This is a genomic window from Gilvimarinus gilvus (assembly GCF_030518155.1).
Taxonomy (GTDB): Bacteria; Pseudomonadota; Gammaproteobacteria; order Pseudomonadales; family Cellvibrionaceae; genus Gilvimarinus; species Gilvimarinus gilvus.
In genome coordinates this window covers 81149-107804 of the sequence record NZ_JAULRU010000617.1, presented here as the reverse complement: position 1 = coordinate 107804, position 26656 = coordinate 81149, and the positions used below count along the sequence as shown (strand labels likewise).

Below are 26656 nucleotides of genomic sequence, written 5' to 3'. Positions count from 1 at the left end.
CGTTTCCATTCTCAACGCTATTTGGCAGCGGGCAGATAGTTAAAAAGGGGCGGCGCAGCCGCCCTAAGAGGGGGTGACAATGAAAGGGGAATTACTTTGGTCTAGTGGGCCTGCGCTACGCTGGCCAGGTCGGTTGGGTTGATGATTTTAATATCTACCCGCCGCTCCAGAGCGTAGGTTTCGTAGTCGCCGATGACTGCCTGAGTGGTCGAGGCGCCGTGCGCATTGATGCGAATGCGTGACTCGTCAATACCTGCTTTGAGCAGTGCCGTTTTAACCGTATCGGCCCGGTACTGCGATAAAACATTGTTGTACTCATCGGTACCGCGCGGGTCTGCGTAGCCGTCCAGGCTAACGGTAAGCTCGGGGTTATCCTGTAAAAATGTCGCGAGTGTGGTCAGCGCTTTTGCGTTTTGCGGGTTGAGGGTATCCTCGCCGGTTTTGAACATCACTTGCAGTTGCAGCTGGTCGAGTGTGATGGTTTCAAATTCGCTGATCGTGGTATTCGCTGCGTGAAGCTCTCGGTTTAGGTTGTGTAGCTCTTGCTGTGAGCTTAAAAACTCCCGCTCAAGCTGTTTTGCTTCTTCATTATTTTCCATCTGCTCTGTCACGTAAATGGTACCGATAAAGGCCGCCAGCATACCCACGGGCCCGCCAGCTAAAGCGCCAGCCACAATGCCGGCGGTGGCGACACCGGCTTGTTTGGTTTCCAGCTCGACGGCTTGCGAAACCTGAGGGTGAAATGCTGTGCCAGCGATGATCGCACTGGCAAGAATGGCTTTTTTCATGGTGGAACTCCTTATTGGCTTCAATGTGTTGTCGGTTGCTGAGTGTTATTAAAGCGAACAAAGAAGGCACTGCTATGTATGAAAAAAGGCAAGGTGACGAGCAATTGTGGCGAAATGTGGTAAGTGACTCTTGGGGGTTAGTCTGCCTTGAGAAAGTAGGCAAGTGGGTATTGTGCTGCGGATTGTCTACTACATTGATTGAGCTGCACAACCAAATTTTTCACCTCGGGCCATTCCTTGGGAAGGTGTATTGTCCAGCTTAGCTCGATATTGCCCCCAGCTGCACGTATCCTTAGGGTTTCCGTGTTGCCGCCACAGACATAGTGGTCTGAGCGTGGCAAGCCAAGGTTTAGGTTGCCCGATAGCCTCGTCAATGTCGGTAGGCGCGTCAAACACCGGTAGGCCTTCTTCGTCTAGCAGGCAGGGGCAAAAAGTCAGCCGCTAGCAGCCTTCCCCTTTATGTGCAGACACGCAAAATGTATCGGGCTGGCCAATCATACCGAAATTAATTTGATTGGAGTAAATGACTTTCATGCATTATTTCCTTTGGGCGGTCAGGCTTGGCACTTAATGATGAACACCTTGCGGTGAGTTTTACATCGAGTGCCGAGTTCTATCCATTGAGTTACTATCGCGCTAATTGTTTTTTCAGCCAAGCGAATGCGCCTGCATTTTTCCACTGTGGTCGGGTTGCTTCGCGGTACAGCCAGGCTTCATCGTCCCCACCTAAAGTAATACCAAAGCTCGACATTTCGGGTTGTTTTACCGAGTTTTTGCTTAGCATGATCAGGGCCTTGTCATGGCGTTTGCGGGCTTTTTGCAGTGCGGTTTCTGCCTCGGGCAGGCGGCCGAGTGTGTACAGTGCGAGTATGCGATTTAAAACGAGTGGGCAGGCCACGTCCTCTGCAAAATCATTGGCAAGTGCCAGTGTTTTTTCCGGCTGCTCCGTTTGCAGGTAAAGCGTAGACAAATCCCAGCGCACTGCCTGGTTGTCGTCTGGGTTAAATGCCAATAGTTGTTCACCCATCGCGCAGGCCTGCGGCAGAGCGTTAATGTCTCGATAACTTTCCATCAGTTTATACATTAAACTCAATAGCGGGCGGTTTTCGTGAATGCCCCAAGGTAGAGTTTGCCCGGGCTGAATGCTATCGATATTGGCATAAATCAATTCTTGAGCGCGGTACAGCAGCAGAGGCATCAGTTCGATAAGCTCGCTCTGTGTTACGACGTCGATCAAATCGTTGAGCACCTTAACGCTTTGCCACAGTTCAGGCACACTCAGTAGCAGCGCAGCCCACTCGTCGGCCGACTCCCATATCTCGCCGTCAAACCAGCACTCGGTTGTGTCGCACCAAAGCTGCTCGGCCTCCGCCAGTGTGTCGCTGGGTTCCAGCACACAGTGTTCGCCGTATGTTTGCGCCGTGTATTCGGCAACGGGCTCTGGCGCGTTATCCAGGGCTGAGGCAATCTCGTTTAGCAAAGACTCATCCGCCGAGCAGGGAAAGCCGGCAGCCCCCATGAGTATTTCAGGGTTGTGACAACACTCCTCCAGCAAGCTCAGTAGATCGGGGTTGTCGTAGCCCTGACGTTCCAGACGCACCAACCAAAATTGCGCGCGAGCCTTGGCTTGGTCGGTTTGCCCCTGAGCGCACAATAGCGTCAGTTCCAGAATTGCCAGCGCTGGAGAGTTTGGTGCTGCTCGCTGGGCCAGTTGAAAAGCCTGCCAGGCGCCGTCAATATCGCCGTCATCCATCAGAATTGTCGCCTTACGCTGTAAGGCATCGGCTTTAAGCTCGGTGTCTTTTGCCTGGCAGGCCCGCTCCAGCAATTGCTCGCGTTTGCGCGGTTTGCGTACCTCAAGGTAAACATCCATCATTGGATCAAACAACGGTGTGTGACGCTTACTTAATGGTTGTTTGCCTTTAAACCAGGGCTCCAGTAACGCCATGGCGCGGTTTATTTCGCCCTCGGCCAGCCATTGCATGGCGGTGTCCGCCACTGCGTAAGTATCCGCCCGGCTCTGCACCAGCTCGGCCATCGCGTTTTGCGGGTAAGCGTCCAGCACGTGGCGCAACATATTGTAGTTATCCAGTAGTGGTACGCCTTCCATATGCTGGCAACATTGTTTGTACTTGCGGCCTGAACCGCACAGGCAGGGCTCATTGCGCTTGGGTTTGGGTAAAGGGTTGGGGCGGAAGTCATTGCCAGGCAGAGGCGTAATATTGTAAATCTGCACTCCCATTAACCGAAAAAACTCCCCAGTGCTACCACCGTGAGGATTAATGTGCCCATTCATATTCGGCGCCAGACCGGGGCCAGCATCGGCTATCCAACCTAAAAAATCAGCCGCATTCGGGTTGCTGGCCAACTTGCGGCCGGCGATGGCTAAGAGGAGGTGCAACTCGTCGTTGGGCTCTATGGTAGATTCGTACATATCAGCTACTGTGTCGTGAAAAACGTAGGTTTACCTTAGCGGGTTAGCGGGTGGGAATAAAGTGTGTTTATGTTAGAGCACTTTTATGACCGATCTTTCATCTTGATGGAGCCGGAGGTATGATCAGGTGTTTAAATGAGCGCCATATAATGCTGTAGCTGGATAATCGTCGGGGCATAGTTGGTGGATTAATAACAGCGCACTTCAGGAGATCAGAGATTTGAGGGTTCTAGGCAGGTTGCAGCATGCACGAAGGTATCTCTTTGAGCTAAATTCTCAAGTACACCGAGTGCGAAAATCTTGCACTCTACTTGCGTTGCTTTTTTTCGGCGCCCTAGTCGGTGTACCTTTTGGTGCGCTGGCAGCTGGCCAATCGGCTGAAACACAGACTAAAGGTATTGACAAGATCCACCTCTTTAAGAGCGCGTATGCCGCCAGTTCGGTTAACGTCGTCGCAGGCAGTCGGCAGACGTTATTTACTGATAACGGATATCAGTACGCGGGCTTCTATAGCGCTCAAGGTGAGGTGCACTTGGCAAAACGTCGGCTGCCAGGCAAACAGTGGGAAATTCAGTCTACGGGTTTTCATACAACCCCGGAAGATGCACACAACACCATTAGTCTTGTGGTGGATGGCCAGGGGTATTTGCACTTGGCGTGGGGACATGACAATACCCCATTAAACTACAGCCGAAGTCTGAAGCCGGGAAGTTTGATCATGGGCGAGCCCCAATCAATGTTGGGAGAGGGCGAGAAGAGTGTCACTTACCCGCAATTTTTTCGCCGTGCTAACGGCAACTTGCTTTTTCTTTATCGAGATGGCGGTTCCGGCAATGGCAGACTGCTGCTGAATCACTACGATACTAAAAGTGCACAGTGGTCAAGGCGCCAAAACAATCTGATTGACGGTCAAAACGAGCGCAGCGCTTACTGGGATATGACGATCGATAAAGAGGGTCTCTTGCATCTGGCCTGGACCTGGCGTGAAACGCCGGATGTCGCCAGCAACCATGACCTGCTTTATGCCCGCTCCGGGGATGGCGGCCATACTTGGCAGCGCGCAGATGGGACTCGCTATAAGCTGCCGATAACACAGGGCCGTGCCGAGGCGGCTGCCATCGTTGCGCAGCGCAGCAATCTAATGAACCCTCCGTTTATTGCTGTGGGGAAAGATGGCCAGCCGATGATCGTTAGTTACTGGTCTCCTGCTCCGGGAGCGCGGCCGCGCTTTAACTTGGTTTATCGGGACGATACAGTATGGCGAACCGTGGCGGGACCAGAAGCGGGGCAGGACTTTTCCCTTGCAGGCCATGGTACTAAACGGCCGCCAATATCTCGAGCGGCACTGCTGAGTGAAACAAGCGACAACAGTTCGCGCGTCCATTTAATTTATCGCGATGATAGCGAGGGCGGCCGTGTTGTGGCCGCAACACTCGATAGCTTGCAGGACAACACGTGGCAGCTTCGTTTTTTGACCACGCAGGGCGTGGGTGGCTGGGAGCCTTCCCTCGATCCTACTCAATGGAAGCAGTCGCAACAGGCGCATCTGCTGTTGCAAACCGTGGGGCAAGTTGATGGCGATGACGCGGGCGGCAGCGGTATCGGGCCGACGCCATTAGACGTTTTGATATGGCATCCTTAATTGTTATAGGGTTCTGGCAGCCTTAGGTGTCAATAATTTTCGTTGCCGAGTTTTTAGTAGTTAATTGGTGCAAGATACAGCGGTTCCTTTTTTTGCGTCGATAGCTGCGTTTTTAGGGCTGACGTTTATAACGTTGCAATATGTAAGACCATGCAGGGCGCCGGGACGCGTTGTTATGATTCACGAGCCCAGTGAGTAGAACGGCAATGGCGAAAAAGTAAGATAATGACGTGGCACGACTGTGTGCCCGAAACGGTTGTTGGCAAGCTCGGGAATGGCCGGCAAACTAAAATAACGGGAGTAGGTATGAAGAAGTACGTGGTCGCACTATTGGCATACTGCATTGCGGTTACCGCTTGCGCGAGTGACGATGTCGGCGGATACCTTTTCGTCACTTTTCGTGGCGCGGCGACACCTATGACAGAGCAGGTTTATTTTATGGTGAGCGAAAATGGCCAACGCTGGGAGGCGCTCAACAATAAAGAGCCTGTGCTGGTGAGTACTGTCGGTGAAAAAGGTGTGCGGGATCCGTACATTATCCGCTCGGCTGACGGCGACGGCTTTTATCTTATTGCTACTGACTTGTCGATTCATCACAACCCAGACTGGACTCGTGCCCAGACCGCCGCCAGTCAGTCCATTGTGGTTTGGGAGTCAAAGGATTTGGTCAACTGGTCCGCCCCGCGCCTGGTAAAAGTAGCGCCCGATGATGCCGGCTGTACATGGGCGCCTGAAGCCATCTACGACAGTGAAAATGATCGCTATATGGTTTTTTGGGCTTCTAAGACCGGTAGGGACAATTACAGTAAACATCGTATCTGGGCTGCGCACACGCAGGACTTTAAATCGTTTAGCGAGCCGTTCGTCTACATCGAAAAACCGCACACCGTAATCGATACCACCATTGTCAATGAGGAAGGCACTTTTTACCGCTTCAGCAAAGATGAGGCAGAGAAAACCATCACCATGGAACGCAGTGAGCACTTAATGGGGGAGTGGGATTTAATGGAAGATTTTTCCCTCGCGTCGCTAACCGGTTATGAGGGGCCAGCCAGCTTTGTGCTTAAATCACACGAAGATGGCGAGCCATCGCATTGGAGTTTGCTGCTGGATTTCTACAGTAAAGGGGAGGGGTATCAGGCATATGAAACGGACAACCTGAGCAGTGGTGACTTCAAGGCCGTTGAAGCCATGAAATTTCCTTTTCACCCGGTGCGTCACGGCACGGTTCTCAGTCTTAGCACTGCAGAATTTCAGCGCTTGAACGCCGCAGATAAGACGGGTTCAATAACGGTATCAGATTGAGGGTTATGTTGATTACTATGCGTTTGCGCTCTGGGCGTGTGCGGGTGATACCCGCAGTGACAGTAGAGACTGGCTGATCGCCCGTATGGCGGGCTCGCCGGGAGTCCCGACTGCATTGTTGGCACACACAAAAAAGCCCCGATCAGAGATCGAGGCCTTTAATGTTTGGTGCCCAGGAGAGGGTGAGGCAAGCGTTAATAAAGCATTGCTTTATGCGCCGCCGAACGCGGGTCAGCTGTGCTGTCTCGCAGGGAGTCCCGACTGCATGTTGGCACACACAAAAAAGCCCCGATCAGAGATCGAGGCCTTTATTGTTTGGTGCCCAGGAGAGGACTTGAACCTCCACGCCCGTGAGAGCACTAGCACCTGAAGCTAGCGTGTCTACCAATTTCACCACCTGGGCAGATGGTTGGCGGTGATTAAATACCCGATTGGTCTTGCGTTTGTGTCAGTTTGCCGACACGCTACGCGGGTCGCTATCGACTCCGTTCTTTTGCGACACTCGTACTTCCTGTACGTCGACAGCTCTCGGACTCCTGTCCTTTGCTGCACTCGTACGTCCTGTACGTCGTCTACCAATTTCACCACTTGGGCAAAGCTGTTTGGCAAGGTGCCAAAAGCAGAGGACGCGAACTATACGGATAGCGCTTATTCTTGTCAACGCTTGAGCTAAGAAATTTGTTAAATTCTTGAGGTGTAAGCCAAGTTGATGATTTCACAAACTTTTTTGTGTGTATTGAGGGGTTATTGCGCCTTATGAAGTATTATAATACAATTTGCCCAAGTGCGAACTTCGTTCAATAAAGACAATAGCTTAGAAGAGGCAACTATGAACAAATCAATTATGGGTTTGGCGCTCGCATCCCTGTTAGGTGCATCCCAAGTGGCAAGTGCTTTAACCGTGGGGTTTTCTCAGGTCGGCTCTGAAAGTGGCTGGCGCACGACTTTTTCCGAATCCGTCAAAGCGGAAGCCGACAAGCGTGGAATTGATCTGAAGTTTTCCGATGCTCAGCAAAAGCAGGAAAACCAGATTAAAGCGATCCGCAGTTTTATCGCCCAAGGCGTGGACGCCATTGTCGTTGCCCCGGTGGTGGAGACGGGCTGGCGTCCGGTTCTGATGGAGGCGCGTCGCGCCCGTATTCCTGTGGTGATTGTTGACCGCAATGTTGCCGTTAATAACGACCAACTTTATGTGACCCGTATCGCGCCAAACTTTGTCGATGAAGGTCGTAAAGCTGCTAATTGGTTGATGGATGCAACCGACGGGCAGTGTGACATTGTCGAGCTGCAAGGAACGGTTGGCTCCAGCGCTGCGATTGGCCGTATGGAAGGTTTTAACGAGGTAATTGGCAAGTACGAGGGTGCCAAAATTGTCCGCTCACAAACCGCTGAATTTACCCGGGCTAAGGGTAAAGAGGTCATGGAGAGTATTCTGAAGGCCGAAGGTGGCGGTAAGGAATTGTGTGCACTGTGGACGCACAATGACGAGATGGCATTGGGAGCCATTCAAGCCATTCGCGAAGCGGGTTTGAAGCCGGGTGAAGACATTCTGGTAGTGTCAGTGGATGCCGTTGATGATATCTTCAGTGCCTTAAAGGCCGGTGATGTCAACGCCTCGGTTGAAATGAGCCCACACCTGGGTGGCCCTGCCTTTGACGTTATTGAAGCCTACCTTGATGGCAAGCGCGACTTTGAAAAGTGGATGGTAATGGACGGGCGAATTTTTACCCAAGAAAATTATCAAGACGAATACGAGCTGCGCAAGAGCCAGTAAAGCGGTTTGCAATGTTGTAACCCGGCGCTTGGCGCCGGTTCCTGGAAAATACTATGAGCACAGATGATACAGTTCTGGCGCTGCGCGGGGTGGTGAAAACCTTTCCCGGTGTGAAAGCGCTGAACGGGGTGGACTTCACCCTGAGAAAAGGCGAAATTCACGCTCTGTTGGGCGAGAACGGTGCCGGTAAATCCACCCTTATTAAGGTGATGACGGGTGTCTACCGTCGCAATGGTGGCATTATCGCCTTGGACGGCACCGAGATTCATCCCGCCAACACTGGCGACGCTCAGGATCTGGGGATTAGTACCGTTTATCAGGAAGTGAATCTGCTGCCCAACCTAACCGTGGCCCAGAATGTTTTTCTGGAGCGCGAGCCCAAGCGCTTTGGCATTATTGACTGGCGCCGGATGAATCGTGAGGCGCGTGAATTATTGCTCGGCTACGATCTGGATATCGATGTAACCGCACCGCTCAACAGTTACTCTGTGGCTGTACAGCAGCTTATTGCTATCGCCCGTGGTGTTTCCATGTCGGCCAAGGTGCTTATTCTCGATGAGCCTACCGCAAGTCTGGATGCGGAAGAAGTTGCCTCCTTGTTCAATATCATGCGGGATTTGCGTGATCGCGGTATCGGTATTGTGTTTGTCACCCACTTCCTTGATCAGGTGTACGCCGTTTGTGACCGCATAACCATTTTGCGCAATGGCACCTTGGTGGGGGAGTATGAAGCGGCCACCTTGTCGCAGCAGGATTTGGTCAGTCACATGCTCGGCAAGGAATTGGAAAAAGCCGTGCACGAAAAAGTGGGGCAGGCTGAGGCCCAAACCCGCGAAACGCTATTTGAACTTAACCAGGGCTCCAGTGATGTACTGGAGCCTCTCGATATCAGCGTGTGTGCAGGCCAGGTGGTAGGTTTAGCCGGTCTGCTTGGTTCTGGCCGCACTGAGCTGTGCAAGTTGGTGTTCGGCGTTGACGAGCTAAGTCAGGGCGACGCCAAGCTAAACAATCAGTCCATTCGCTTTAGCAACACCCGTCAGGCGGTGGTTGCCGGCCTTGGTTTATGTCCTGAAGACCGTAAAAAAGACGGCATTTTGGGCCCCATGTCTATTCGCGAAAATATGATTATGGCGCTGCAGAACAAGCGGGGTTGGTGGCGCTATATCCCCATGAAAAAGCAGCGTGAGCTGGCCGAGCATTATGTCAAAGTGCTCAAAATTGCCACCAGTGATATCGAAAAGCCGATTAACCAATTGAGTGGTGGTAACCAGCAAAAGGTGATTCTCGCTCGTTGGTTGGCCGCCGAACCCAAGTTAATGCTGCTGGATGAACCCACCCGCGGTATTGACGTGGGCGCGCACGCTGAAATTATTCAACTGATTCGCAAGTTGTGCGATGACGGTTTGGGGCTGCTGGTAGCGTCCTCAGAATTAGAAGAGTTGGTCGAATTTGCCGATAAGGTGGTGGTCATGCGCGATCGTCGCAAGGTGGCTGAGTTGAGTGGTTCAGACATCTCACAGCAAACCATTATGCAGGCCATTGCCGGCCAGTCTTAGGTGTAAAGATTATGCGTTATAAAGATTTATCTCCCGCTGTTCGGCGCAGCCTCTGGCCAATTATTGGGCTGTTTGTCCTTCTGTTGGCCAATGTGCTGATCTCTCCGGAGTTTTTCAGTATAGAAATTAAAGACGGTCGCTTTTATGGCAGCTTGATTGATGTCATGAACCGTGCGGCGCCTGTGGCACTGCTCGCTATTGGTATGACACTGGTGATTGCCACCGGCGGCGTTGACCTTTCCGTAGGGTCGGTTATGGCGATTGCCGGCGCGGTAAGTGCCGGGCTGATTGTCGGCGGTGTCGACAATATTGCCATCGTTATTGGCGGTGGTTTGCTGGCCGGTGTTGCCGCAGGCTTCGTCAATGGTTTTTTGGTGGGGTACTTTGGTATTCAGCCGATTGTGGCGACACTTATTCTAATGGTGGCCGGCCGTGGTATCGCGCAGCTGATTAACTCCGGGCAGATTGTCACTTTCCATCACGAGGCGTTCGAGTATTTAGGTGTTGGCTATCTCTTTGGCTTACCCTTCCCAATTATCTTAGTGATCATTACGTTTGTACTGGTGCAGTTGTTAATGCGCCGTACGGCGCTCGGGCTTTTTGTGGAGGGTGTCGGAGCCAATGCCAGTGCCAGTCACTACATAGGCATTAACGATAAGCTCATTAAACTGATGGTGTACTGTGTGTCGGGCTTGTGTGCGGCCGTTGCGGGTATGATTGCGGCGGCTGATATTGGCGGTAGTGATGCCAACAACGCCGGCCTTTGGCTGGAGCTCGACGCTATTCTCGCGGTAGTCATTGGCGGCGCCTCGCTAATGGGTGGGCGCTTCTCAGTGTTTCTGTCAATCATCGGCGCGCTTATTATTCAGGCGCTGACCATTACCATTATTCTCAGCGGTGTTCCGCCTAAGTTTAATCTGCTGATTAAGGCTGCCGCGATTATTGTTATTTTGCTGTTGCAGTCACCGGAGTTTCACCGTCAGATTGCGCGATTTAAGAAAGCAGGTGGTGCGCAATCATGAATAAGAAGTTTCTACCTTTATACGTAACCTCTTCGCTGTTTGTGTTGCTGTTTTTGGTCGGCTCCGTGCAGTTTGAAAACTTTGGCACCCTGCGGGTGTTTATGAACCTGTTTACCGACAATGCCTTTTTGATCATCGCGGCAATTGGTATGACGTTTGTCATTCTGTCGGGCGGTATTGATTTGTCCGTAGGCTCCACCATTGCTCTCAGTGGGGTCATTATTAGCGTTCTGTTGCGTGATTATGGTTGGCATCCCATTCCGGCGTTTGCCTTTGTGTTGGTGCTGGGGACGCTGTTTGGTGCCGCCATGGGCGCGATTATTCACTTTTATCAGCTGCAACCGTTTATTGTCACTTTAGCGGGCATGTTTTTCGCCCGCGGTTTAAGCTCGGTGGTCAGTGAAGAGTCGGTACCGATTACTCACATGTTCTATGATAACGTCGCCATGTTTGGCTTTGAGTTGCCGGGTGGCGCCTGGTTGGGTAGCTCGACCATTATCGCCTTGGTGGTGTTGGGGCTGGCTATTTGGCTGGCTAACTTCACCCGCTTTGGTGGGCGTGTGTACGGCATTGGCGGTGACGCTCAGTCTGCTGCCTTAATGGGGGTGCCTATTGCACGCACCACCATCAGTGTTTACGCCTTAAGTTCTTTTTTTGCGGCCCTGTCCGGAATTGTGTTTAGCTTCTACACCTTCTCTGGTTATTCATTGGCGGCGGTGGGCGTTGAGCTCGATGCGATTGCGGCCGTGGTGATAGGCGGTACCTTGTTAACGGGTGGGTATGGCTACGTTGTAGGCACCTTATTTGGTGTGCTGATTATGGGGGTTGTGCAAACCTACATCTCTTTCGATGGCACCTTATCCAGCTGGTGGACCAAGATTGTGATTGGCCTACTGCTGTTTGTTTTTATCGCTTTGCAGCGCTATCTGGTGCGCCGTGGTACCAAAGCCTAGTCAATGATATTGTGGCCTTGGGCGGTTAGTTTTAACCGCTTAAGGTTTCTAGCTTCGTGTTTATACCGGGTATTGAAGTCTCAATACCCGTACCCGCATACGCTATACTGTGTAACGAGTCTTCTTATTAGCCTTACTGTGCGCTAGCTGGTGACTAAATGTGTTGCTAAAGTCGTTGTTTTTAATCGTTTTTTTGTCGACTTTCACGTTGCCAGTGGCGGCGGACGAGAGGGCTGTCGTGCGCTATCCGCAGTCAACAGGTGTTGATCCCGTCTATCACCGGCAAACCGAATATTTTCTGGCCATGTTAGCTTTGGCATTCGTTAAAGTAGGGCAGGACTATGTGCTGGAACCTGTGTCGGTGGATGTCATTACCGATAGTCGCAATGCCCGTAATATGGGGCGAGGCTTGTATGATGTGAGCTGGCTTCATACCAATCCGGACAGGGAGTCCACCTTACGGCCTGTTCGCATACCTCTGTTTAAAGGGCTGACGGGCTGGAGGCTGCTGCTCATTCAGCCTAAAGAAGTTGAAAAGTTTCGCAACATTACCGACATTAATCAGCTGCGCGCTTTGCGTGCGGGTTCTGGCAACGATTGGCCCGATACCCGAATTCTGCGAGCCAATGGTTTTCAGGTGGAATCCTCGGGAAGTCGGGATAGTCTGGTAAAAATGTTGCGTGCCGGCAGGGTGGACTATATGCCGCGCTCGGTGATGGAAGTATGGGATGAAATTGAATTGGGCAAAGCGGATGGTGTGTTGCTGGAGCCAACATTGGCGCTGCATTATCCTTCGGCGTTTTTCTTTTTTGTGGCGCGGTCTAATCAAGAGTTGGCCCAGATTATTGAGCAGGGATTGGAGCTGGCGATTGCCGACGGCAGTTTTGATAAGTTGTTTATGCAGTACTATGGCGAATCAATAAAGTTGGCTGAGCTTGATAAGCGTCAGGTTATTGCCATCAAGAATATCCCCATGATTTACAATAACTCAATTAAAAGAAAAGAACTTTGGTTTCATCCCGACGCGTCTCACTGATGAGACACGGCCTTGCGTCGTCGGAATACGAATAACCGGATTTAATTGGAGGCGGTATTGTGCTCTCCCGTTGTGGAATGCAATTTACCTTAGTGTTGTGGTTACTGTGGGTACCTGTCGAAGTTTTGGCAAAGCCGGTTGATGAAGTGATGCATGTTCGCTACCCGGAGTATGTGGGCGATGATCCGGTTTTTACGCGCCTTGTCGGCTATTGTGTAGAGCTGCTGGATCTGGCAATGTCCAAGTCTGGTCGCGCCTATCAATTAGTGCCTGTACCGGGCAATGCAGTCACCGATCGTCGCGCGGCACGCTTGCTCGATGGCGGCTCTTACGATGTCAATTGGATGAATACCAACCCCTATCGAGAATCGAGCTTACACGCTGTCTATTTTCCTCTTTTTAAAGGCTTGGCGGGGTGGCGACTGCTATTAGTAAAAGCCGACAGTGCCGACGCGTTTGTGGAAGACTTTGTCGAGTCGGATCTCAAGAAGATGCGTGTCGGGTTAGGGCGGGACTGGCCAGATGTAGATTATATGCAGTCAAATGGCTATAGCGTGGTGACGTCGATCAACCGCGATAGTCTGGTTAACATGTTGCTGGCTGATAGAGTAGATTATTTGTCACGCTCAGTGATTGAAATATGGGATGAGCTTACTTTCTACGATGACAGGCCCTTAGCGATAGCGTGCTGTGTGGCTTTGCATTACCCCGCGGCGTTTTATTTTTTTACCTCTCGCAATAATCCGGAATTGGCCGCATCTATACTTAAAGGCTTAAACCAGGCTGCGAAAGATGGCTCGTACCAGGAGTTATTTACCCGTTATTATGGCGAAGTCATAAAGAAGGCAGAGCTCGATAAGCGGCGTGTGTTCAAATTGGAAAGCCCTGTTTTGAGTGACAAAGCTCCGCTTGAGCGCACTGAGTTGTGGTATCACCCTTAGCCGGTGTGAGGGATCTGTTTGAGCCGGCAGTTGAGTGCAATAGTGGGCTATTGTCTTGCCCTTGTGCGTGTTAAAGTGAGCGCCCTTGATTCTTCCTGATGTAAAGGTGCCCCCTTGTTCGATCAATACCAAGCCATTATCTTTGATATGGATGGCACGCTGGTGGATAGCGGTCAGCTGCATGAGTTCGCCTGGACGCAAACCCTTAATCGATACCAGATTCCCATCGACCGACCCTTGATGCGTTCGTTAGCCGGTGTTCCGACCAAAGGCACTCTCGAAATTCTGCTGAACAAGTTTGCCCTAAAGCCAACGGCGAGCCTGGACGAGATGAATGACTTCAAAGAGCAGGTGGTGGGTGATGTGGCTCAGCAGTATGTTAAGCCTACTGCCCTGCAAAAAGTAGCCGAACAATACGCGGGCAAAAAGCCCATGTGTGTGGGAACTGGAGCCTACACCGAAGAGGCGGAGTCGATTATTGCTCACTGCGGCATGAGTCATTTGGTTGATTTTGTTGTGGGGGCCGATCAGGTGGCCAACCCGAAGCCGGCACCGGATACCTTTTTGCTTTGCGCTCAGCGTATGGGGATTGCACCTCGGCACTGTGTGGTGTTTGAAGATTCCAGATTGGGGCTTGAAGCGGCAGAACGCGCAGGCATGGTCGGAATCGACGTGCTGGCCGAGCTTGGCGTGGAAAACGATTACTTTCTTTAGTTTGCGGAGCGGTGATGCTCTAACAATCGGTAAGCAGGTCAACCGCCTCTATTTTGCCGACCAGCAACCCCAGTCGTGTGACCCACAGAGTCTGATTGGAAGCATGTAACATTGCGGCTTTCAGTTCAGATTGGCTGGCGCTAATATCAATTTGGTTGTCCGCCGGTTGCATGATCTGGTGTACGGTACAGTATACCTGTGCACGCCTGCTCCATTGAGTGAGCTCATCTAGGTTGTCGATGTCGGAACCGGTTGTGCGCCTAAAGTTATCGTTTACAAGTTGTGCACGGTAAGTCTCTTCTTGGTTCATCAGCCGGTAAATATCGGCGCTACCAACACTGCCGACCAATTGATGATCTGACGCTATTACCGGGACTCGTGTCAGCTCCTTTTGGTTCAGTAAATTCTGTAGGCGTTGCAAAGACCAGCCCTCGTAGGCACAGTCTACGTGTGTAGTCATTATTTGCTCGATGCCCTGCTTCATTACCTGCCCTTTTTAGTGTGAGTGTAAGCATGGGAGAGCTGCGTGCCAAGGGGTAGTGTGTTCAGCACTAGCTTGAGTGGGGTTATAAATTTCCGGTTAATCCAAAGTAAGAAATATTTGACAAAGGCCCGTCCCGCTCGGATAATATTATAATACAAAATAAAGACTCCTCCGTTTTGCTGGGGGTAGATAGGGTTTGTCTTATGGTTTCTTATGCGCTGGGCCTCGATTACGGGTCCGATTCAGTTAGAGCACTGCTTGTAAATACCGCCACCGGGGACGAAGTTGCCTCGAGTGTGGTGAATTACCCTCGCTGGGCCAAAGGCTTGTACTGCGAGCCCGCTCAGGATCAGTTTCGTCAGCACCCGCTGGATTACCTTGAAAGTTTGGAGCAAGTGCTTGCTAACCTGTGGGGCGAGGCTCCAGAAGGGGCTGCGGAATCAGTTGTGGGGGTTAGTTTTGATACCACCGGCTCGACACCGGTCGCGGTTGACGCCGAGGGTGTGGCTCTGGCGCTCAAGCCGGAATTTGCTGAGAATCCCAACGCAATGTTCGTGTTGTGGAAAGATCACACGGCGGTAAAAGAGGCGGCTGAATTTACGGAGGCAGCCAGTCGCTCCGAGCCCAACTACTTAAAGTATGAAGGTGGGATCTACTCCTCTGAGTGGTATTGGTCGAAAGCTCTACATGTGATGCGCGCAGACGGCTCTGTTAAAGAGGCGGCACATATGTGGGTAGAGCACTGCGACTGGATGACGGCGGTGCTGACCGGCACTACGCATCCGAGTGAGCTGCGTATGGGCCGTTGCGCCACTGGCCACAAAGTAATGTGGCATGCAAGCTGGGGTGGTTATCCGCCCAATGACTTCTTTGCCGGTGTTGACCCCATTCTCGATGGGTTTGTCGATCGCTTGCCTGCGGAAACTTTTACCGCCGATCAGGCCGTTGGGCCACTGACCTCTGAGTGGGCAGCGAAGCTTGGCTTACCTGCGGGCATCCCCATTGGCTTTTCTGCCTTTGATTGTCATATGGGCGCGGTAGCGGCAAACGTGCAACCCGGCGTACTCACCAAAGTGATGGGCACCTCTACCTGTGACATTACCATCGCATCGGCTGAGGTTATCGGCGATACCTGTGTGCGCGGTATTTGCGGTCAGGTCGACGGTTCGGTTATTCCTGGGATGATTGGTCTGGAAGCTGGGCAGTCCGCTTTCGGTGATCTTTACGCCTGGTTCAAGAACTTTGTTAATGGCCCTGCCAAAGCCATTATTGAGCAGTCCAATGCGCTGGACGCCGCTGCTAAGTCACAGCTGATTGCAGAGCTCGAAGATAAGACATTGATTGAGCTGTCCAACGCGGCTACCGCTATTGCCCCCGGCCAAACCGGTGTTACCGCGCTTGATTGGGTTAACGGGCGCCGCACCCCCGATGCCGACCAAACAGTAGCCGGTGCAATCTCCGGACTGAAAATGGGTAGCGATGCAGCTGCAGTATTCCGCGCGTTGGTTGAAGCCACGGCTTTTGGTGCTCGCGCCATTATTGAACGTTTCCGCGAGGAAGGCGTCGCCATTGATAGCGTGGTTGCCATTGGCGGTATTTCGAAAAAGTCAGATTTCGTGATGCAAACGTGTGCCGATGTTTGGAATTGTCCGATTGACGTGCTGGAAAGTGACCAGAGCTGCGCTTTGGGGGCCGCTATTTTTGCCGCTACGGTGGGCGGAGCACACGACAGTGTCGCCAGCGCACAGAAAGCGATGGGTTCCAGTGTTTGCAAAACTTATCAACCCAAAGCCGAGGCGGCTCGTACCTACGATGCGCTGTATGAAAACTACAAAGCGCTGGGTCAGTACGCGAATGGAGGAGTAGCGTGAGCTATACCGAATTAAAACGCGAAGTTTATGAAGCTAATATGCAGTTACACCACCGCAATCTGGTGTTGTATACCTGGGGTAATGTATCGCAGGTTGATCGCGAGCGCGGTGTTGTAGCGATTAAGCCCAGCGGCGTGGCCTACGAAGATATGAAGGCCGATGATATTGTTGTCGTCGACCTTGAGAACAATGTGGTTGAGGGCCAAATGCGCCCGTCTTCGGATACCAAAACCCACACCCACTTGTACCGTCACTTTGACAATATTGGTGGTGTAACACACACCCACTCAACCTATGCGACGGCTTGGGCCCAAGCACAGCAACCCATTCCTTGTTTAGGTACAACTCATGCCGATTATGCGTACGGGCCTATCCCCTGTACGGCGGTTATGACCGACGAGCAGATTGAGCGGGATTACGAGGAAGAGACCGGAGTTCAGATTACCGATTGTTTTAAAGGTAAGAATCCGATGGAAACTCCGATGGCCATCATCGCAGGTCACGCGCCTTTTACCTGGGGTAAAGATGGCGCCCAGTCGGTATACCATGCGGTTATTCTGGAAGAAATAGCGAAAATGGCCTATTTGACACGCACTTTAAAGCAAGACGTGCAGTCGCTCAAGCAGGGTATTGTCGATAAACATTATTTACGCAAACACGGAAAAAATGCCTATTACGGGCAGAGCTAAGAGGTTAGTTATGAAAGTCTATGGCGATAAAAAAGTTTGGTTTGTAACCGGCTCGCAGCATTTGTACGGCCCGGCTCTGCTCAAAGAAGTAGCCGATAACAGCGCCAAAATTGCGAGTGGTCTTACCGCCAGTGAAAATGTTGCCGCTGAAGTGGTAGCGAAGGGTGTTGTAACCACCCCAGAGGAAATCCTGGATATTTGTCAGGCCGCCAATAGTGACAAAAACTGTGTCGGTCTGATTCTTTGGATGCATACATTCTCGCCAGCAAAAATGTGGATCTCAGGTTTATCCGCACTGAATAAGCCCTACATGCACCTGCACACGCAGTTTGGTGCACAGCTGCCCTGGGGCGAAATCAATATGCATTACATGAACCTGAATCAAAGCGCACACGGTGACCGCGAGTTCGGTTATATCGGTACGCGTTTGCGTCAGGAGCGTAAGGTCGTTGTTGGCCACTGGGAGCGCGAAACCGTTCAGGTCCAGATTGATAATTGGATTCGTGCCGCCATGGGTTGGAACGAAGCTCAGAACCTTCGTGTTGCCCGCTTTGGTGACAACATGCGTCAAGTGGCGGTGACCGAAGGCGATAAGGTGTCGGCTCAAATTCAATTTGGTTATGAAGTGCACGCCTATGGTTTGGGTGACTTGGCCAAAGAGTGTGACGCCGTGTCAGATGCCGACATTGCCGCTCAGCTTGAACTCTACAAAGCCGATTACGAAATCGATGCAGCCGTGTTTGACGATGCTCACCAGTTAGAAATGTTACAGAACGAAGCGCGCCTGGAATTAGGTATGGAGCGCTTTATGGAAAAACGCGGCTGTATGGCGTTTACCAACTGCTTTGAAAATCTCACAGGTTTGTCTGGGTTACCAGGCCTTGCGACTCAGCGACTGATGGCCAAAGGCTACGGTTACGGTGGTGAGGGCGACTGGAAAACCTCAGCGATGAATCGCATCGTTAAGGTGATGAGTAAAGGTCGCACGGGTGGTACCTCCTTTATGGAAGACTACACTTACAATTTCGCCGCTACCGATCAAGTGCTGGGCGCACACATGCTGGAGATTTGTCCGAGCATCGCCTCCGGCAAGCCAAAAGTTGTGGTAGAGCCACACACCATTGGTATTAAGAAAGATATTGCGCGCTTGTTGTTTACCGGAGCCAGCGGCCCGGCGCTCAATATTTCCACTATCGATATGGGAACACGCTTCCGGATTATTGTGAATGAAGTGGAGACTGTTGAACCGCCGGCCGAGTTGCCACACCTGCCCGTTGCTAAGGCTCTGTGGGAGCCTAAGCCTAGCCTGGAAGTGGCAGGTGCCGCCTGGATACATGCCGGTGGTGCTCACCACAGTGTATACACGCAAGGCATTACCACTGATCAGGTGGCTGACTTTGCCGAGATGGCGGGTGTAGAGATGGTAGTAATTGACGAAGACACAAACATTCGCGCGTTTAAACAGGAGCTGCGTCACAACGCCGTGTTCTACCACTTAAACCAAGGCATTTAAGCCTGCCAATAAAGGGCGCTACGGCGTCCTTTATTTTATCTGAGCCTGGTGAGTGACTGCCAATTCGCTCGCCCGGGCAACAATAAGAGATTGCCATAATAATGAAAACTGAAAAATTATCAGTCGTCGAGAAAGTAGGTTTCGGTGCCGGTGACATGTCGGTAAACGTCATGATTGCGGCCATGTTCTACTTTATGCAGTATTTTTATACTGATATTTTTGGCCTTAAGCCTGTCCATGTCGGCACCTTGTTTTTAGCCGCCCGGTTTGTCGATGCATTGAGTGACCCTTTGATGGGGTTGTTGACCGATAAAGTTAAAACTCGCTATGGTCGATTCCGCCCTTACTTTTTGTATTTAGCGATTCCGTACGGATTTGCTGTTTTCTTATTGTTTACCACCCCCGATTTTGACTATAACGCCAAACTAGTTTGGGCGTATGTGACCTATCTGTTCGCCACCTTGATGTTTACGGGTGTAGCCATTCCTTATATTTCTTATATTGGCGTACTTACCAGCGACCCTAAAGAGCGGCTGTCGGCGAACGGCTATCGCATGTTCTTCGCCAAGATCGCCAATGTGGTGATTGTTGCCTCAATACCGAAACTGGCTGAGATGTGGGGAGCGGGCGATGCCGCTAAAGGCTATCAGTTGGCGATGGGCTTTATGTCTTTGGTTGGTGTTGGCTTATTGCTGATGTGCTTTGCAACAACCCGTGAGCGGGTAGAGCATGTGGTTGACAAAAAGCCGTTACGGGAACAACTGGCTCTATTGATCAAAAATGACCAATGGTTGGTGTTAGCGGCTTGTTGCATGCTGGGTACTCTCGGCTATGCAATGCGTGGTGGTGTCGCGTTTTACTATGCCATTTACTATCTGGGCGGCACCGAGTCGACCGCGGCCATGTTTACCAGTGCGGGTATTGCCGCCTCTATTGTTTCCATGGTCGCCTCAACCTGGATTACAAAACGCTATTGTAAGGTTCAGCTGTTTCGCTGGTCGCAAATTGCAGTAGGGGTTATCAGTGCCTTTATGTTCTTTGCTGTCTCTCCTGGAGACATAGTGATGGCGTTTGTCGTCTACGTTGTACTGTCGTTTGTGGTGGATTTGCACGCGCCGGTCTTTTGGTCAGCCATTGCCGAGGCTGTGGATTACGGTCAGGCAAAAACCGGTAAGCGTGTATCCGGCTTGGCATTCGGTGGCATCTCTTTCTGCCAAAAAGCGGGTGCCGGTTTGGCTGGTTTTATTACCGGGCTATTGCTGACGCTATTTGGTTATCAGGCCGGTGAAACCCAAACCGAATTTGCCCTAACCGGTATCGCACTGATGCTGACCGTTATTCCCGGGTTGTTTCACGCGTTACTCGGTTTTGTGATGTTTAAGTACAAGATTACCGACCGTTTTTACAACGACATGGTAGCGCGCGGTGAGATCGAGTCGGAGTCGCCCGCCCATACTGTTGAAGATATGACCTAATTTTTGTTTTGGAGAAAAATTGTGACTGTATTAAAGCCTTTGATTGAGCAGCGTGCTGACCCCCATATCTACAAGCACACCGATGGCTATTACTATTTTACGGCCAGTGTTCCGGCTTACGACGGTATTGAGTTGCGCCGGGCCAAAACGATTTCCGAACTGGCAACCGCCGAGACCGTTATGGTTTGGCACAAACCCGAAACAGGCCCCTACAGTGACCTGATTTGGGCGCCGGAAATACACTTTAATCAGGGCGCTTGGTATGTCTATTTCGCAGCGGCCCCTTCACGCGAAATCAAATACGATCTGTTCCAGCATCGTATGTACGCGATTTCCTGCAAAGACGATAACCCGGTAGCCGGAGAGTGGACGTTCGAAGGGAAAATCGACACGGGTATTGATACCTTCTGCCTCGATGCCACAACCTTTAGCCATAACGGCGTGCTCTACTATGTGTGGGCGCAGAAGGAAGTGGGTATTCGCGGTAACTCGAACCTTTACATCGCACCGATGAAAACCCCCACTGAAATTGAAGGCGAGCCTATTCGTTTGTCTATTCCGGAATACGATTGGGAAATTATTGGGTTCTGGGTTAACGAAGGCCCGTCAATCGTTAAGCATGGCAACAAAATCTTTATGACCTATTCTGCCAGCGCGACGGATGAAAACTACGCAATGGGACTTTTGTGGGCTGATCAGGATGCCGATTTGCTCGACCCTACCAGCTGGAGTAAGTCGCAACAGCCGGTCTTGCGCTCCAGCCCGGAGAACAAAATATTCGGCCCCGGTCATAATAGTTTCACCAAAGCTGAAGACGGTGAAACCGATCTGTTGGTATACCATGCCCGCACCTACACCGAAATTGAGGGCGATCCTTTGTGGGACCCCAACCGTCACACCTTCGTGAAAAAACTGAAGTGGGATGAACAGGGTATGCCTGTGTTTGGTGATGCTGCATTCGACGACTAGAGGCGTTACAAACTATTTGTTCATTGATTAAAGCCTGCACGGTATCTGCCTTGCAGGCTGTTTTATAAAGGGAAGGCGAGTCATGATAAAAAAAATATCTCTGGCAGCTTGTATTGGTTTGACGGCTTTCAATGCTCAAGCTGTTGATTACTTTGACATTGACCAAGTACGGCTACAAGACGGCCCGTTTCTGCATGCTCAGGAAAAAAATCTTGAGTACGTACTGACCATGGAGCCAGGCCGGCTGTTGGCTCCCTTTCTGCGTGAAGCGGGACTTAAGCCAAAAACCAACAGCTATGGCAACTGGGAAAATACCGGGCTTGATGGTCACATCGGCGGTCATTATTTGACTTCGCTAAGTCTGGCCTACGCGGCAACCGGCCGCGAAGACGTGCGCAACCGAATCAACTATATGTTGGATGAGCTCGAACGAGCTCAAAAGGCCAATGGCAATGGCTACCTGGGCGGAGTTCCGAACAGCGACAAGCTCTGGCAAGAGATTGCCAAGGGTGATATCCGCGCCGATTTATTTGCTCTGAACGGCTATTGGGTACCTTGGTACAACTTGCATAAAATTTTTGCGGGTTTGCGCGATGCCTACGTCTATACCGACAGCGAGCAAGCCAAACGAATGCTGCTGGATTGGGCAGACTGGGTTGCCACCTTGGTATCCGATTTGTCGGACGAGCAAATCGAAAAAATGCTCAACACCGAATACGGCGGCATGAATGAGACGTTCGCTGACGTATACGCCATAACCGGCGAGAAGCGTTATTTAACATTGGCCGAGCAGTTTTCTCACAAGAAAATATTACAGCCCTTGCAGAATAAAACGGATGCATTGACAGGCCTGCATGCCAATACCCAAATTCCGAAAGTAATCGGCTATGAGCGAGTGGCTCAGGAAACCGGCGATGAAAGTTGGCATGAAGCTGCCGATTTTTTCTGGGATACTGTGGTCAATGAGCGTTCAGTCGCCATTGGTGGCAATAGTGCGCGCGAGCACTTTCACGATAAGAAAGATTTTAGCGGTATGTTGGAAGAGGTAGAGGGGCCCGAGACTTGCAATACCTACAATATGCTGAAATTGACTAAACTTTTGTACGGGCGAGATACTTCGCTGGAATATGTAAACTATTACGAGCGTGCACTTTACAATCATATTCTCTCTTCGCAAGATCCTGAAACCGGTGGTTTGGTCTACTTTACCCCGATGCGTCCCAATCACTACCGCATGTACTCACAACCTCACGAGGGGATGTGGTGCTGTGTCGGTTCCGGGATTGAAAATCACTTTAAGTACGGAGAGTTTATTTACGCCCACGAAGATGATGACCTTTACGTAAATCTTTACATTCCCTCCACGCTTACCTGGGCTGAAAAAGGCGTGACTCTGACTCAGACAACCGGGTTTCCCGACACATCTAAAACGCAATTGACGCTCGACTCTTCCGGTGAGTTTACCCTTAACTTGCGTTACCCCAAGTGGGCCGTGTCCCAGCACGCTGAAGTCACCGTTAACGGTGAGCCGGTTGTGGTTAAGGCGATGCCGGGTGAGTATATAAGCTTACCCCGGCAGTGGAAAAAGGGTGATAAGGTCGAGTTAAGTTTACCTATGCAGACTCATCTTGAATCTCTGCCAGACGGATCTGACTATTATGCGGTTATGTATGGTCCCATTGTGCTGTCGGCAAAGACCTCGCCATTTGACGATGAGGTGTTGAATTATTATTCCGATGCCAGTCGTATGGGGCATATCGCCAGTGGTGAGCGCTGTCCGATAGAGCAAGCCCCAATGTTGGTGGCAAAGGATACTGATTTTGCCAATCAAATTGAGCGGATAAGTGAGGATGAATTGCGCTTTAAAGCCAGCAATGTCATTCAGCCTGCGCAATATCAGGACTTGGAGCTTATTCCGTTTTTCCGGGTACACCAGTCGCGTTACATGCTTTATTGGCCCTACAGTACTCCGCAAAATGTAGATCAATTGCGCGAGCAGAAAGCCGTTGCAGAAGCGCAAATGCTGGAGTTGGAAGCGATTACGGTTGATAAGGTCGCACCCGGCGAGCAACAGCCTGAATCGGATCACTTTTTTAAAGGCAGTCAAAGTGAAGCTGGAGTACACCTTAACCGGCACTGGCGACACGCGCATGACTGGTTCAGTTATCAGTTGAATGATCAAGAGCTTCAGGCTAAGACGCTGCGCATTACCTATTTTGGCGGCGATGTGGGGCGTGAATTTGCTATAGAGTTTAACGGCGAAACACTTGCCGAAGTTAAGCTGCCTGAAGGCAAGGGCGCCAACTTCTATACCGTCGATTACCCAATCTCGAAAGAGGCTTTACGAAAATCTGAGAATGGTAAGCACTTGTTGAAGTTTATCGCCGCGGAAGGTTCAGTTGCCGGTGGCATCTATGGTGTTCGTTTGCTATCTGAATAACACGTATACAATTTTGTGATAGCACAAGGCCGGTGCGTTGAACGTACCGGCCTTTTTATTGTTGAGAGTAAGTAAGAACTAAAGTTTCGGCGTGCTTTTGCAGGACGCTGTACGGCTTCGTTATTGCTGACACAAGGTCGAAGCGGTAGCCAAAGACGGTGTTCAACAGCCTGCTAGGGGTAACCCCTTGGGGCGACTGAAAGCCGTTCAGCCTGACGGCCTTATTGGTTTTGGTAAGGTAAAAGGGGTTTTCGGCTTACTGGCCGTAGAGCACTCACGGTATGGTAAGCTTATCGAAAGCCTATACGAAACAATAATAAATCAGTTAAATTTGCTGGAGGGATGCCATGGCATGGTCTGAGGAAGCGTTGAGTCGGCTAACCGTTCGCGGCGGAATGCGTCTGCGCGGTGAAGCCATGACGCGAATGGAGGTTTTTTCCGACGCCGCCTTTGCCTTCTCCCTAACCATGCTGGTGGTGTCGGTTGGCTCCATACCGCAGAATTTTGCCGAGCTGGTGCTGGCTCTTAAATCCATCCCGGCATTTGCCATGAGTTTTGCTCAGTTGTCGGCGTTTTGGTTGGCTCACCGAATCTGGAGTAATCGCTACGGCTTGGAGGATAAAACCTCTACCTTTCTCACTCTGCTGATGATTTTCACCGTTCTGGTGTATGTCTATCCACTGCGCCTGGTTTACTCTTCATTCGGTGCCTTTGTGTCGGCCGGATGGCTCCCCAGTGACTTTGTTATCAATAGCCCGGAGGAGTTAGGGGGCTTATTCATTGTCTACGGCTCAGGCTACGCTGCGTTGGCGACTGTTGTCGCTTTGCTTTATGCCCATGCTGTTCGGCGCAGAGAGTATTTGGGGCTCGATACTGCGGAACTGATACGTACCCGGCACGGAATCGCGATTTGGGGGGCTCAGGCGCTGTTTGGTGTGATGTCGGCGCTCAGCGCCTTGCTGCTGCCGGGGCCATACAAGGCGTTTGCCGGGTTTGCCTATTTTGGTTTAGCGGTTGTTATGCCCTGGGTGTCTATCGTTTACAATCGGCGCTTCCAACGGGCGCTTGCTGATCAAACCTAGTGGCTATTTTTCGCGCATTCCTGTATGCTTCGCGCCCCTTTCCCAAGCGCCACGCCCAGAGCAATTGTCATGAAGTTTACCGAATTAGGTCTTTCCCCCAACATCCAAAAGGCCGTTGCCGAGCAGGGATATGAAATCCCAACGCCGATTCAGGCACAAGCTATTCCAGCAGTGCTCAAAGGGCGGGATGTTATGGCGGCGGCGCAAACCGGAACGGGCAAGACGGCCGGTTTTACCTTGCCTATGTTGCAGTTGCTCAGCAGCAGCGCCAAGACTACCTCGCAGGCGAAAGGTAATGCGGTACGTGCACTGGTGTTGACTCCCACACGTGAGTTGGCCGCGCAGGTTGGCGACAATGTGGCTTTGTATAGCCAGCACATGCCAATTAAGTCGACGGTGGTGTTTGGTGGAGTAAAGATCAATCCGCAAATGATGCGATTGCGCGGTGGTGTCGACATTTTGGTAGCAACCCCCGGCAGATTATTGGACTTACACCAGCAAGGCGCCATTCATTTTAAAGACCTGGAAATTCTGGTGTTGGATGAAGCCGATCGCATGCTCGATATGGGCTTTATTCACGATATTCGTAAGATCCTCAAAATGTTGCCGGTTAAACGGCAAACGCTGATGTTCTCGGCGACCTTTAGCAAGGATATTCGGGAGCTGGCGAAGTCGCTGGTGAATGACCCGATTGAGGTGTCAGTCAGCGCTCCCAACAGCACCGCGACCCGCGTAAAACAATGGTTGTGTCCGGTAGATAAAAAGCAAAAAGCCGCTCTGCTGATTCATCTGGTGGAAAGCAACGATTGGCAGCAGGTTTTAGTGTTTAGTAAAACCAAGCACGGTGCCAATAAGTTGGTTAAGCAGCTCGATGCGGCAGGGTTGCGGGCGATGGCGATTCATGGCAATAAAAGCCAGAATGCCAGAACCAAAGCTTTGGCAGATTTCAAATCTGGACGAGTGCGTGTGTTGGTGGCGACAGACATTGCGGCCCGTGGATTGGATATCAATCAATTGCCTCAGGTGGTTAACTTTGACTTACCGCAAGTAGCTGAAGATTACGTGCATCGCATTGGTCGCACCGGTCGGGCGGGCGCCGAAGGTGCCGCAGTATCGTTGGTGTGTGCCGATGAAATCGATATGCTGCGTGAAATTGAAAGGTTGACTAAGAATATAATTCAACGTGAAGAGTTGGTTGGCTTTGAGCCGATTCATACTTTGCCAGAATCAAGCTTAGATGCGAAGCCCCGCAGTCATCGCACAGCTAAGTCACCGAAAAAACCACGCAGAAACCGGCCCAGCCGTCATCAATCATCTGCCGATGACAGTCGGGGGCAAGCGCAAAAACCACCGGCCAAAAGTGGCAAAGGCCCTTTGGCCAAGAAACCAGGCTCGACGCCTGGTGGCAAAATCAGTAATAACCGTCGTCGCGCCAAGCCGCCGGCGGGTAAAAACTCTCCGGGTGGGAACAAGGGGCGCGTTTAGCGCCCCTTGACTACGACAACCGCTTAGTTACAGCTTCCGCTAAAGCAATCGTCGGTATTGCCAAAACCAATAACACCGCTGCAGTGCATAGTTTCTGAATAAGAGCCTCCACCGCACTCGCCGTTACCATAAGTGGCAGTGTTGTACTCCATATCTTCTGCCTGACGGTTCTCACCGTTAACCGTGACGTAATCCAGTATCACATCGCGGCCAGAGGCATCATTGGTGTACTCTACATTGACGTCACCGGTGGCGCTGCCAATGTAAGTGTAGTCTTGCATGCCGGTACTCAAAGTCCAGTCGGCAACCACGCTACCGCCAACCAACAAGTTAATGTGCTCCGCGCCGCTTACGCCGCGTGCGCGTACCACCACATTGTCGTTGCTATTGGAAGCGCCGTTGCCGCCAGAGCTGCCACTGTTTGATCCACCGCAGCTGCCACTGAAACAATCACCAGTACTGCCGAAACCAATAACGCCGCTG

General features: G+C 51.4%; 20 protein-coding genes, 1 tRNA gene and 1 pseudogene. 17 read left to right on the top strand and 5 right to left on the bottom strand.

Annotation, left to right across the window (positions count from 1 at the left end; translation table 11 throughout):
• Positions 1–101: 101 nt before the first annotated feature.
• A complete protein-coding gene (locus QWI17_RS15675; protein WP_302723459.1) occupies positions 102–788 on the bottom strand; it encodes an OmpA family protein in 687 nt (228 codons plus the stop codon).
• A gap of 628 nt (positions 789–1416) precedes the next feature.
• Positions 1417–3222 carry an SEC-C metal-binding domain-containing protein gene (locus tag QWI17_RS15670; RefSeq protein ID WP_302723458.1) on the bottom strand — a complete coding sequence of 602 codons (1806 nt, stop codon included), beginning with the start codon at positions 3220–3222 and terminating at the stop codon, positions 1417–1419.
• Between the two features lie 289 nt (positions 3223–3511).
• On the opposite strand from QWI17_RS15670, the gene QWI17_RS15665 reads away from it, so the two are divergent.
• Complete coding sequence (locus QWI17_RS15665) at positions 3512–4864, top strand: BNR repeat-containing protein (protein WP_302723457.1); 1353 nt, start codon at positions 3512–3514, stop codon at positions 4862–4864.
• A 306-nt stretch (positions 4865–5170) separates the two neighbouring features.
• Entirely contained in the window at positions 5171–6169 is a 999-nt protein-coding gene (locus QWI17_RS15660) for a glycoside hydrolase family 43 protein (protein WP_302723456.1), read from the top strand.
• 316 nt (positions 6170–6485) lie between these two features.
• Here the strand turns inward: QWI17_RS15660 and QWI17_RS15655 are convergent.
• Positions 6486–6572 (bottom strand) — tRNA-Leu (locus QWI17_RS15655).
• Positions 6573–6998: 426 nt separating this feature from the next.
• Here QWI17_RS15655 and QWI17_RS15650 point away from each other — a divergent pair.
• From QWI17_RS15650 to QWI17_RS15620, 7 genes are all read left to right on the top strand, one after another.
• Positions 6999–7943, top strand: coding sequence for an ABC transporter substrate-binding protein (locus tag QWI17_RS15650; protein WP_302723455.1), 945 nt, complete (start codon positions 6999–7001; stop codon positions 7941–7943).
• Positions 7944–7996: 53 nt separating this feature from the next.
• The gene (locus tag QWI17_RS15645) at positions 7997–9499 is read left to right on the top strand and encodes a sugar ABC transporter ATP-binding protein (RefSeq protein ID WP_302723454.1); all 1503 of its coding nucleotides are present in this window, start codon (positions 7997–7999) and stop codon (positions 9497–9499) included.
• An 11-nt stretch (positions 9500–9510) separates the two neighbouring features.
• Positions 9511–10521, top strand: coding sequence for an ABC transporter permease (locus QWI17_RS15640; RefSeq protein WP_302723453.1), 1011 nt, complete (start codon positions 9511–9513; stop codon positions 10519–10521).
• The gene (gene yjfF, locus QWI17_RS15635; protein ID WP_302723452.1) at positions 10518–11474 is read left to right on the top strand and encodes a galactofuranose ABC transporter, permease protein YjfF; all 957 of its coding nucleotides are present in this window, start codon (positions 10518–10520) and stop codon (positions 11472–11474) included. Before QWI17_RS15640 ends, yjfF begins: the two co-directional genes overlap by 4 nt.
• Positions 11475–11634: 160 nt before the next feature.
• On the top strand, positions 11635–12510 hold the full coding sequence (locus QWI17_RS15630; RefSeq protein WP_302723451.1) for a substrate-binding periplasmic protein: 876 nt from the start codon (positions 11635–11637) through the stop codon (positions 12508–12510).
• A 77-nt stretch (positions 12511–12587) separates the two neighbouring features.
• Positions 12588–13451: a substrate-binding periplasmic protein gene (locus tag QWI17_RS15625; RefSeq protein ID WP_302723450.1), complete on the top strand. Its 864-nt coding sequence runs from the start codon at positions 12588–12590 to the stop codon at positions 13449–13451.
• A gap of 114 nt (positions 13452–13565) precedes the next feature.
• Positions 13566–14165: an HAD-IA family hydrolase gene (locus tag QWI17_RS15620; protein WP_302723449.1), complete on the top strand. Its 600-nt coding sequence runs from the start codon at positions 13566–13568 to the stop codon at positions 14163–14165.
• Positions 14166–14184: 19 nt separating this feature from the next.
• Here the strand turns inward: QWI17_RS15620 and QWI17_RS15615 are convergent, their stop codons facing one another.
• The gene (locus QWI17_RS15615; RefSeq protein ID WP_302723448.1) at positions 14185–14625 is read right to left on the bottom strand and encodes a CBS domain-containing protein; all 441 of its coding nucleotides are present in this window, start codon (positions 14623–14625) and stop codon (positions 14185–14187) included.
• 227 nt (positions 14626–14852) lie between these two features.
• On the opposite strand from QWI17_RS15615, the gene QWI17_RS15610 reads away from it, so the two are divergent.
• From QWI17_RS15610 to QWI17_RS15575, 8 genes are all read left to right on the top strand, one after another.
• Positions 14853–16520 carry a ribulokinase gene (locus QWI17_RS15610; RefSeq protein WP_302723447.1) on the top strand — a complete coding sequence of 556 codons (1668 nt, stop codon included), beginning with the start codon at positions 14853–14855 and terminating at the stop codon, positions 16518–16520.
• Complete coding sequence (locus QWI17_RS15605; protein WP_302723446.1) at positions 16517–17209, top strand: L-ribulose-5-phosphate 4-epimerase; 693 nt, start codon at positions 16517–16519, stop codon at positions 17207–17209. Before QWI17_RS15610 ends, QWI17_RS15605 begins: the two co-directional genes overlap by 4 nt.
• Positions 17210–17219: 10 nt before the next feature.
• Entirely contained in the window at positions 17220–18722 is a 1503-nt protein-coding gene (gene araA, locus QWI17_RS15600) for an L-arabinose isomerase (RefSeq protein ID WP_302723445.1), read from the top strand.
• A gap of 101 nt (positions 18723–18823) precedes the next feature.
• The gene (locus QWI17_RS15595) at positions 18824–20197 is read left to right on the top strand and encodes an MFS transporter (protein WP_302723444.1); all 1374 of its coding nucleotides are present in this window, start codon (positions 18824–18826) and stop codon (positions 20195–20197) included.
• A 21-nt stretch (positions 20198–20218) separates the two neighbouring features.
• A complete protein-coding gene (locus tag QWI17_RS15590; RefSeq protein ID WP_302723443.1) occupies positions 20219–21166 on the top strand; it encodes a glycoside hydrolase family 43 protein in 948 nt (315 codons plus the stop codon).
• 82 nt (positions 21167–21248) lie between these two features.
• The gene (locus tag QWI17_RS15585; protein WP_302723442.1) at positions 21249–23606 is read left to right on the top strand and encodes a glycoside hydrolase family 127 protein; all 2358 of its coding nucleotides are present in this window, start codon (positions 21249–21251) and stop codon (positions 23604–23606) included.
• A 347-nt stretch (positions 23607–23953) separates the two neighbouring features.
• On the top strand, positions 23954–24688 hold the full coding sequence (locus QWI17_RS15580; RefSeq protein ID WP_302723441.1) for a TMEM175 family protein: 735 nt from the start codon (positions 23954–23956) through the stop codon (positions 24686–24688).
• Between the two features lie 69 nt (positions 24689–24757).
• Positions 24758–26173, top strand: a complete 1416-nt coding sequence (locus QWI17_RS15575) for a DEAD/DEAH box helicase (protein ID WP_302723440.1) — start codon at positions 24758–24760, stop codon at positions 26171–26173.
• Positions 26174–26199: 26 nt separating this feature from the next.
• Here the strand turns inward: QWI17_RS15575 and QWI17_RS23765 are convergent.
• Positions 26200–26544 (bottom strand): annotated as a pseudogene (locus tag QWI17_RS23765) (carbohydrate-binding domain-containing protein); the annotation flags it as partial.
• Between the last annotated feature and the right edge of the window lie 112 nt (positions 26545–26656).

Bases quoted from the DNA above. Each gene is read 5' to 3' on its own strand.
- QWI17_RS15675 (WP_302723459.1), bottom strand. From the start codon at position 788: ATGAAAAAAGCCATTCTTGCCAGTGCGATCATCGCTGGCACAGCATTT.
- QWI17_RS15670 (WP_302723458.1), bottom strand. From the start codon at position 3,222: ATGTACGAATCTACCATAGAGCCCAACGACGAGTTGCACCTCCTCTTA.
- QWI17_RS15660 (WP_302723456.1), top strand. From the start codon at position 5,171: ATGAAGAAGTACGTGGTCGCACTATTGGCATACTGCATTGCGGTTACC.
- QWI17_RS15650 (WP_302723455.1), top strand. From the start codon at position 6,999: ATGAACAAATCAATTATGGGTTTGGCGCTCGCATCCCTGTTAGGTGCA.
- QWI17_RS15645 (WP_302723454.1), top strand. From the start codon at position 7,997: ATGAGCACAGATGATACAGTTCTGGCGCTGCGCGGGGTGGTGAAAACC.
- QWI17_RS15640 (WP_302723453.1), top strand. From the start codon at position 9,511: ATGCGTTATAAAGATTTATCTCCCGCTGTTCGGCGCAGCCTCTGGCCA.
- yjfF (WP_302723452.1), top strand. From the start codon at position 10,518: ATGAATAAGAAGTTTCTACCTTTATACGTAACCTCTTCGCTGTTTGTG.
- QWI17_RS15625 (WP_302723450.1), top strand. From the start codon at position 12,588: ATGCAATTTACCTTAGTGTTGTGGTTACTGTGGGTACCTGTCGAAGTT.
- QWI17_RS15615 (WP_302723448.1), bottom strand. From the start codon at position 14,625: ATGACTACACACGTAGACTGTGCCTACGAGGGCTGGTCTTTGCAACGC.
- QWI17_RS15610 (WP_302723447.1), top strand. From the start codon at position 14,853: ATGGTTTCTTATGCGCTGGGCCTCGATTACGGGTCCGATTCAGTTAGA.
- araA (WP_302723445.1), top strand. From the start codon at position 17,220: ATGAAAGTCTATGGCGATAAAAAAGTTTGGTTTGTAACCGGCTCGCAG.
- QWI17_RS15595 (WP_302723444.1), top strand. From the start codon at position 18,824: ATGAAAACTGAAAAATTATCAGTCGTCGAGAAAGTAGGTTTCGGTGCC.
- QWI17_RS15585 (WP_302723442.1), top strand. From the start codon at position 21,249: ATGATAAAAAAAATATCTCTGGCAGCTTGTATTGGTTTGACGGCTTTC.
- QWI17_RS15580 (WP_302723441.1), top strand. From the start codon at position 23,954: ATGGCATGGTCTGAGGAAGCGTTGAGTCGGCTAACCGTTCGCGGCGGA.
- QWI17_RS15575 (WP_302723440.1), top strand. From the start codon at position 24,758: ATGAAGTTTACCGAATTAGGTCTTTCCCCCAACATCCAAAAGGCCGTT.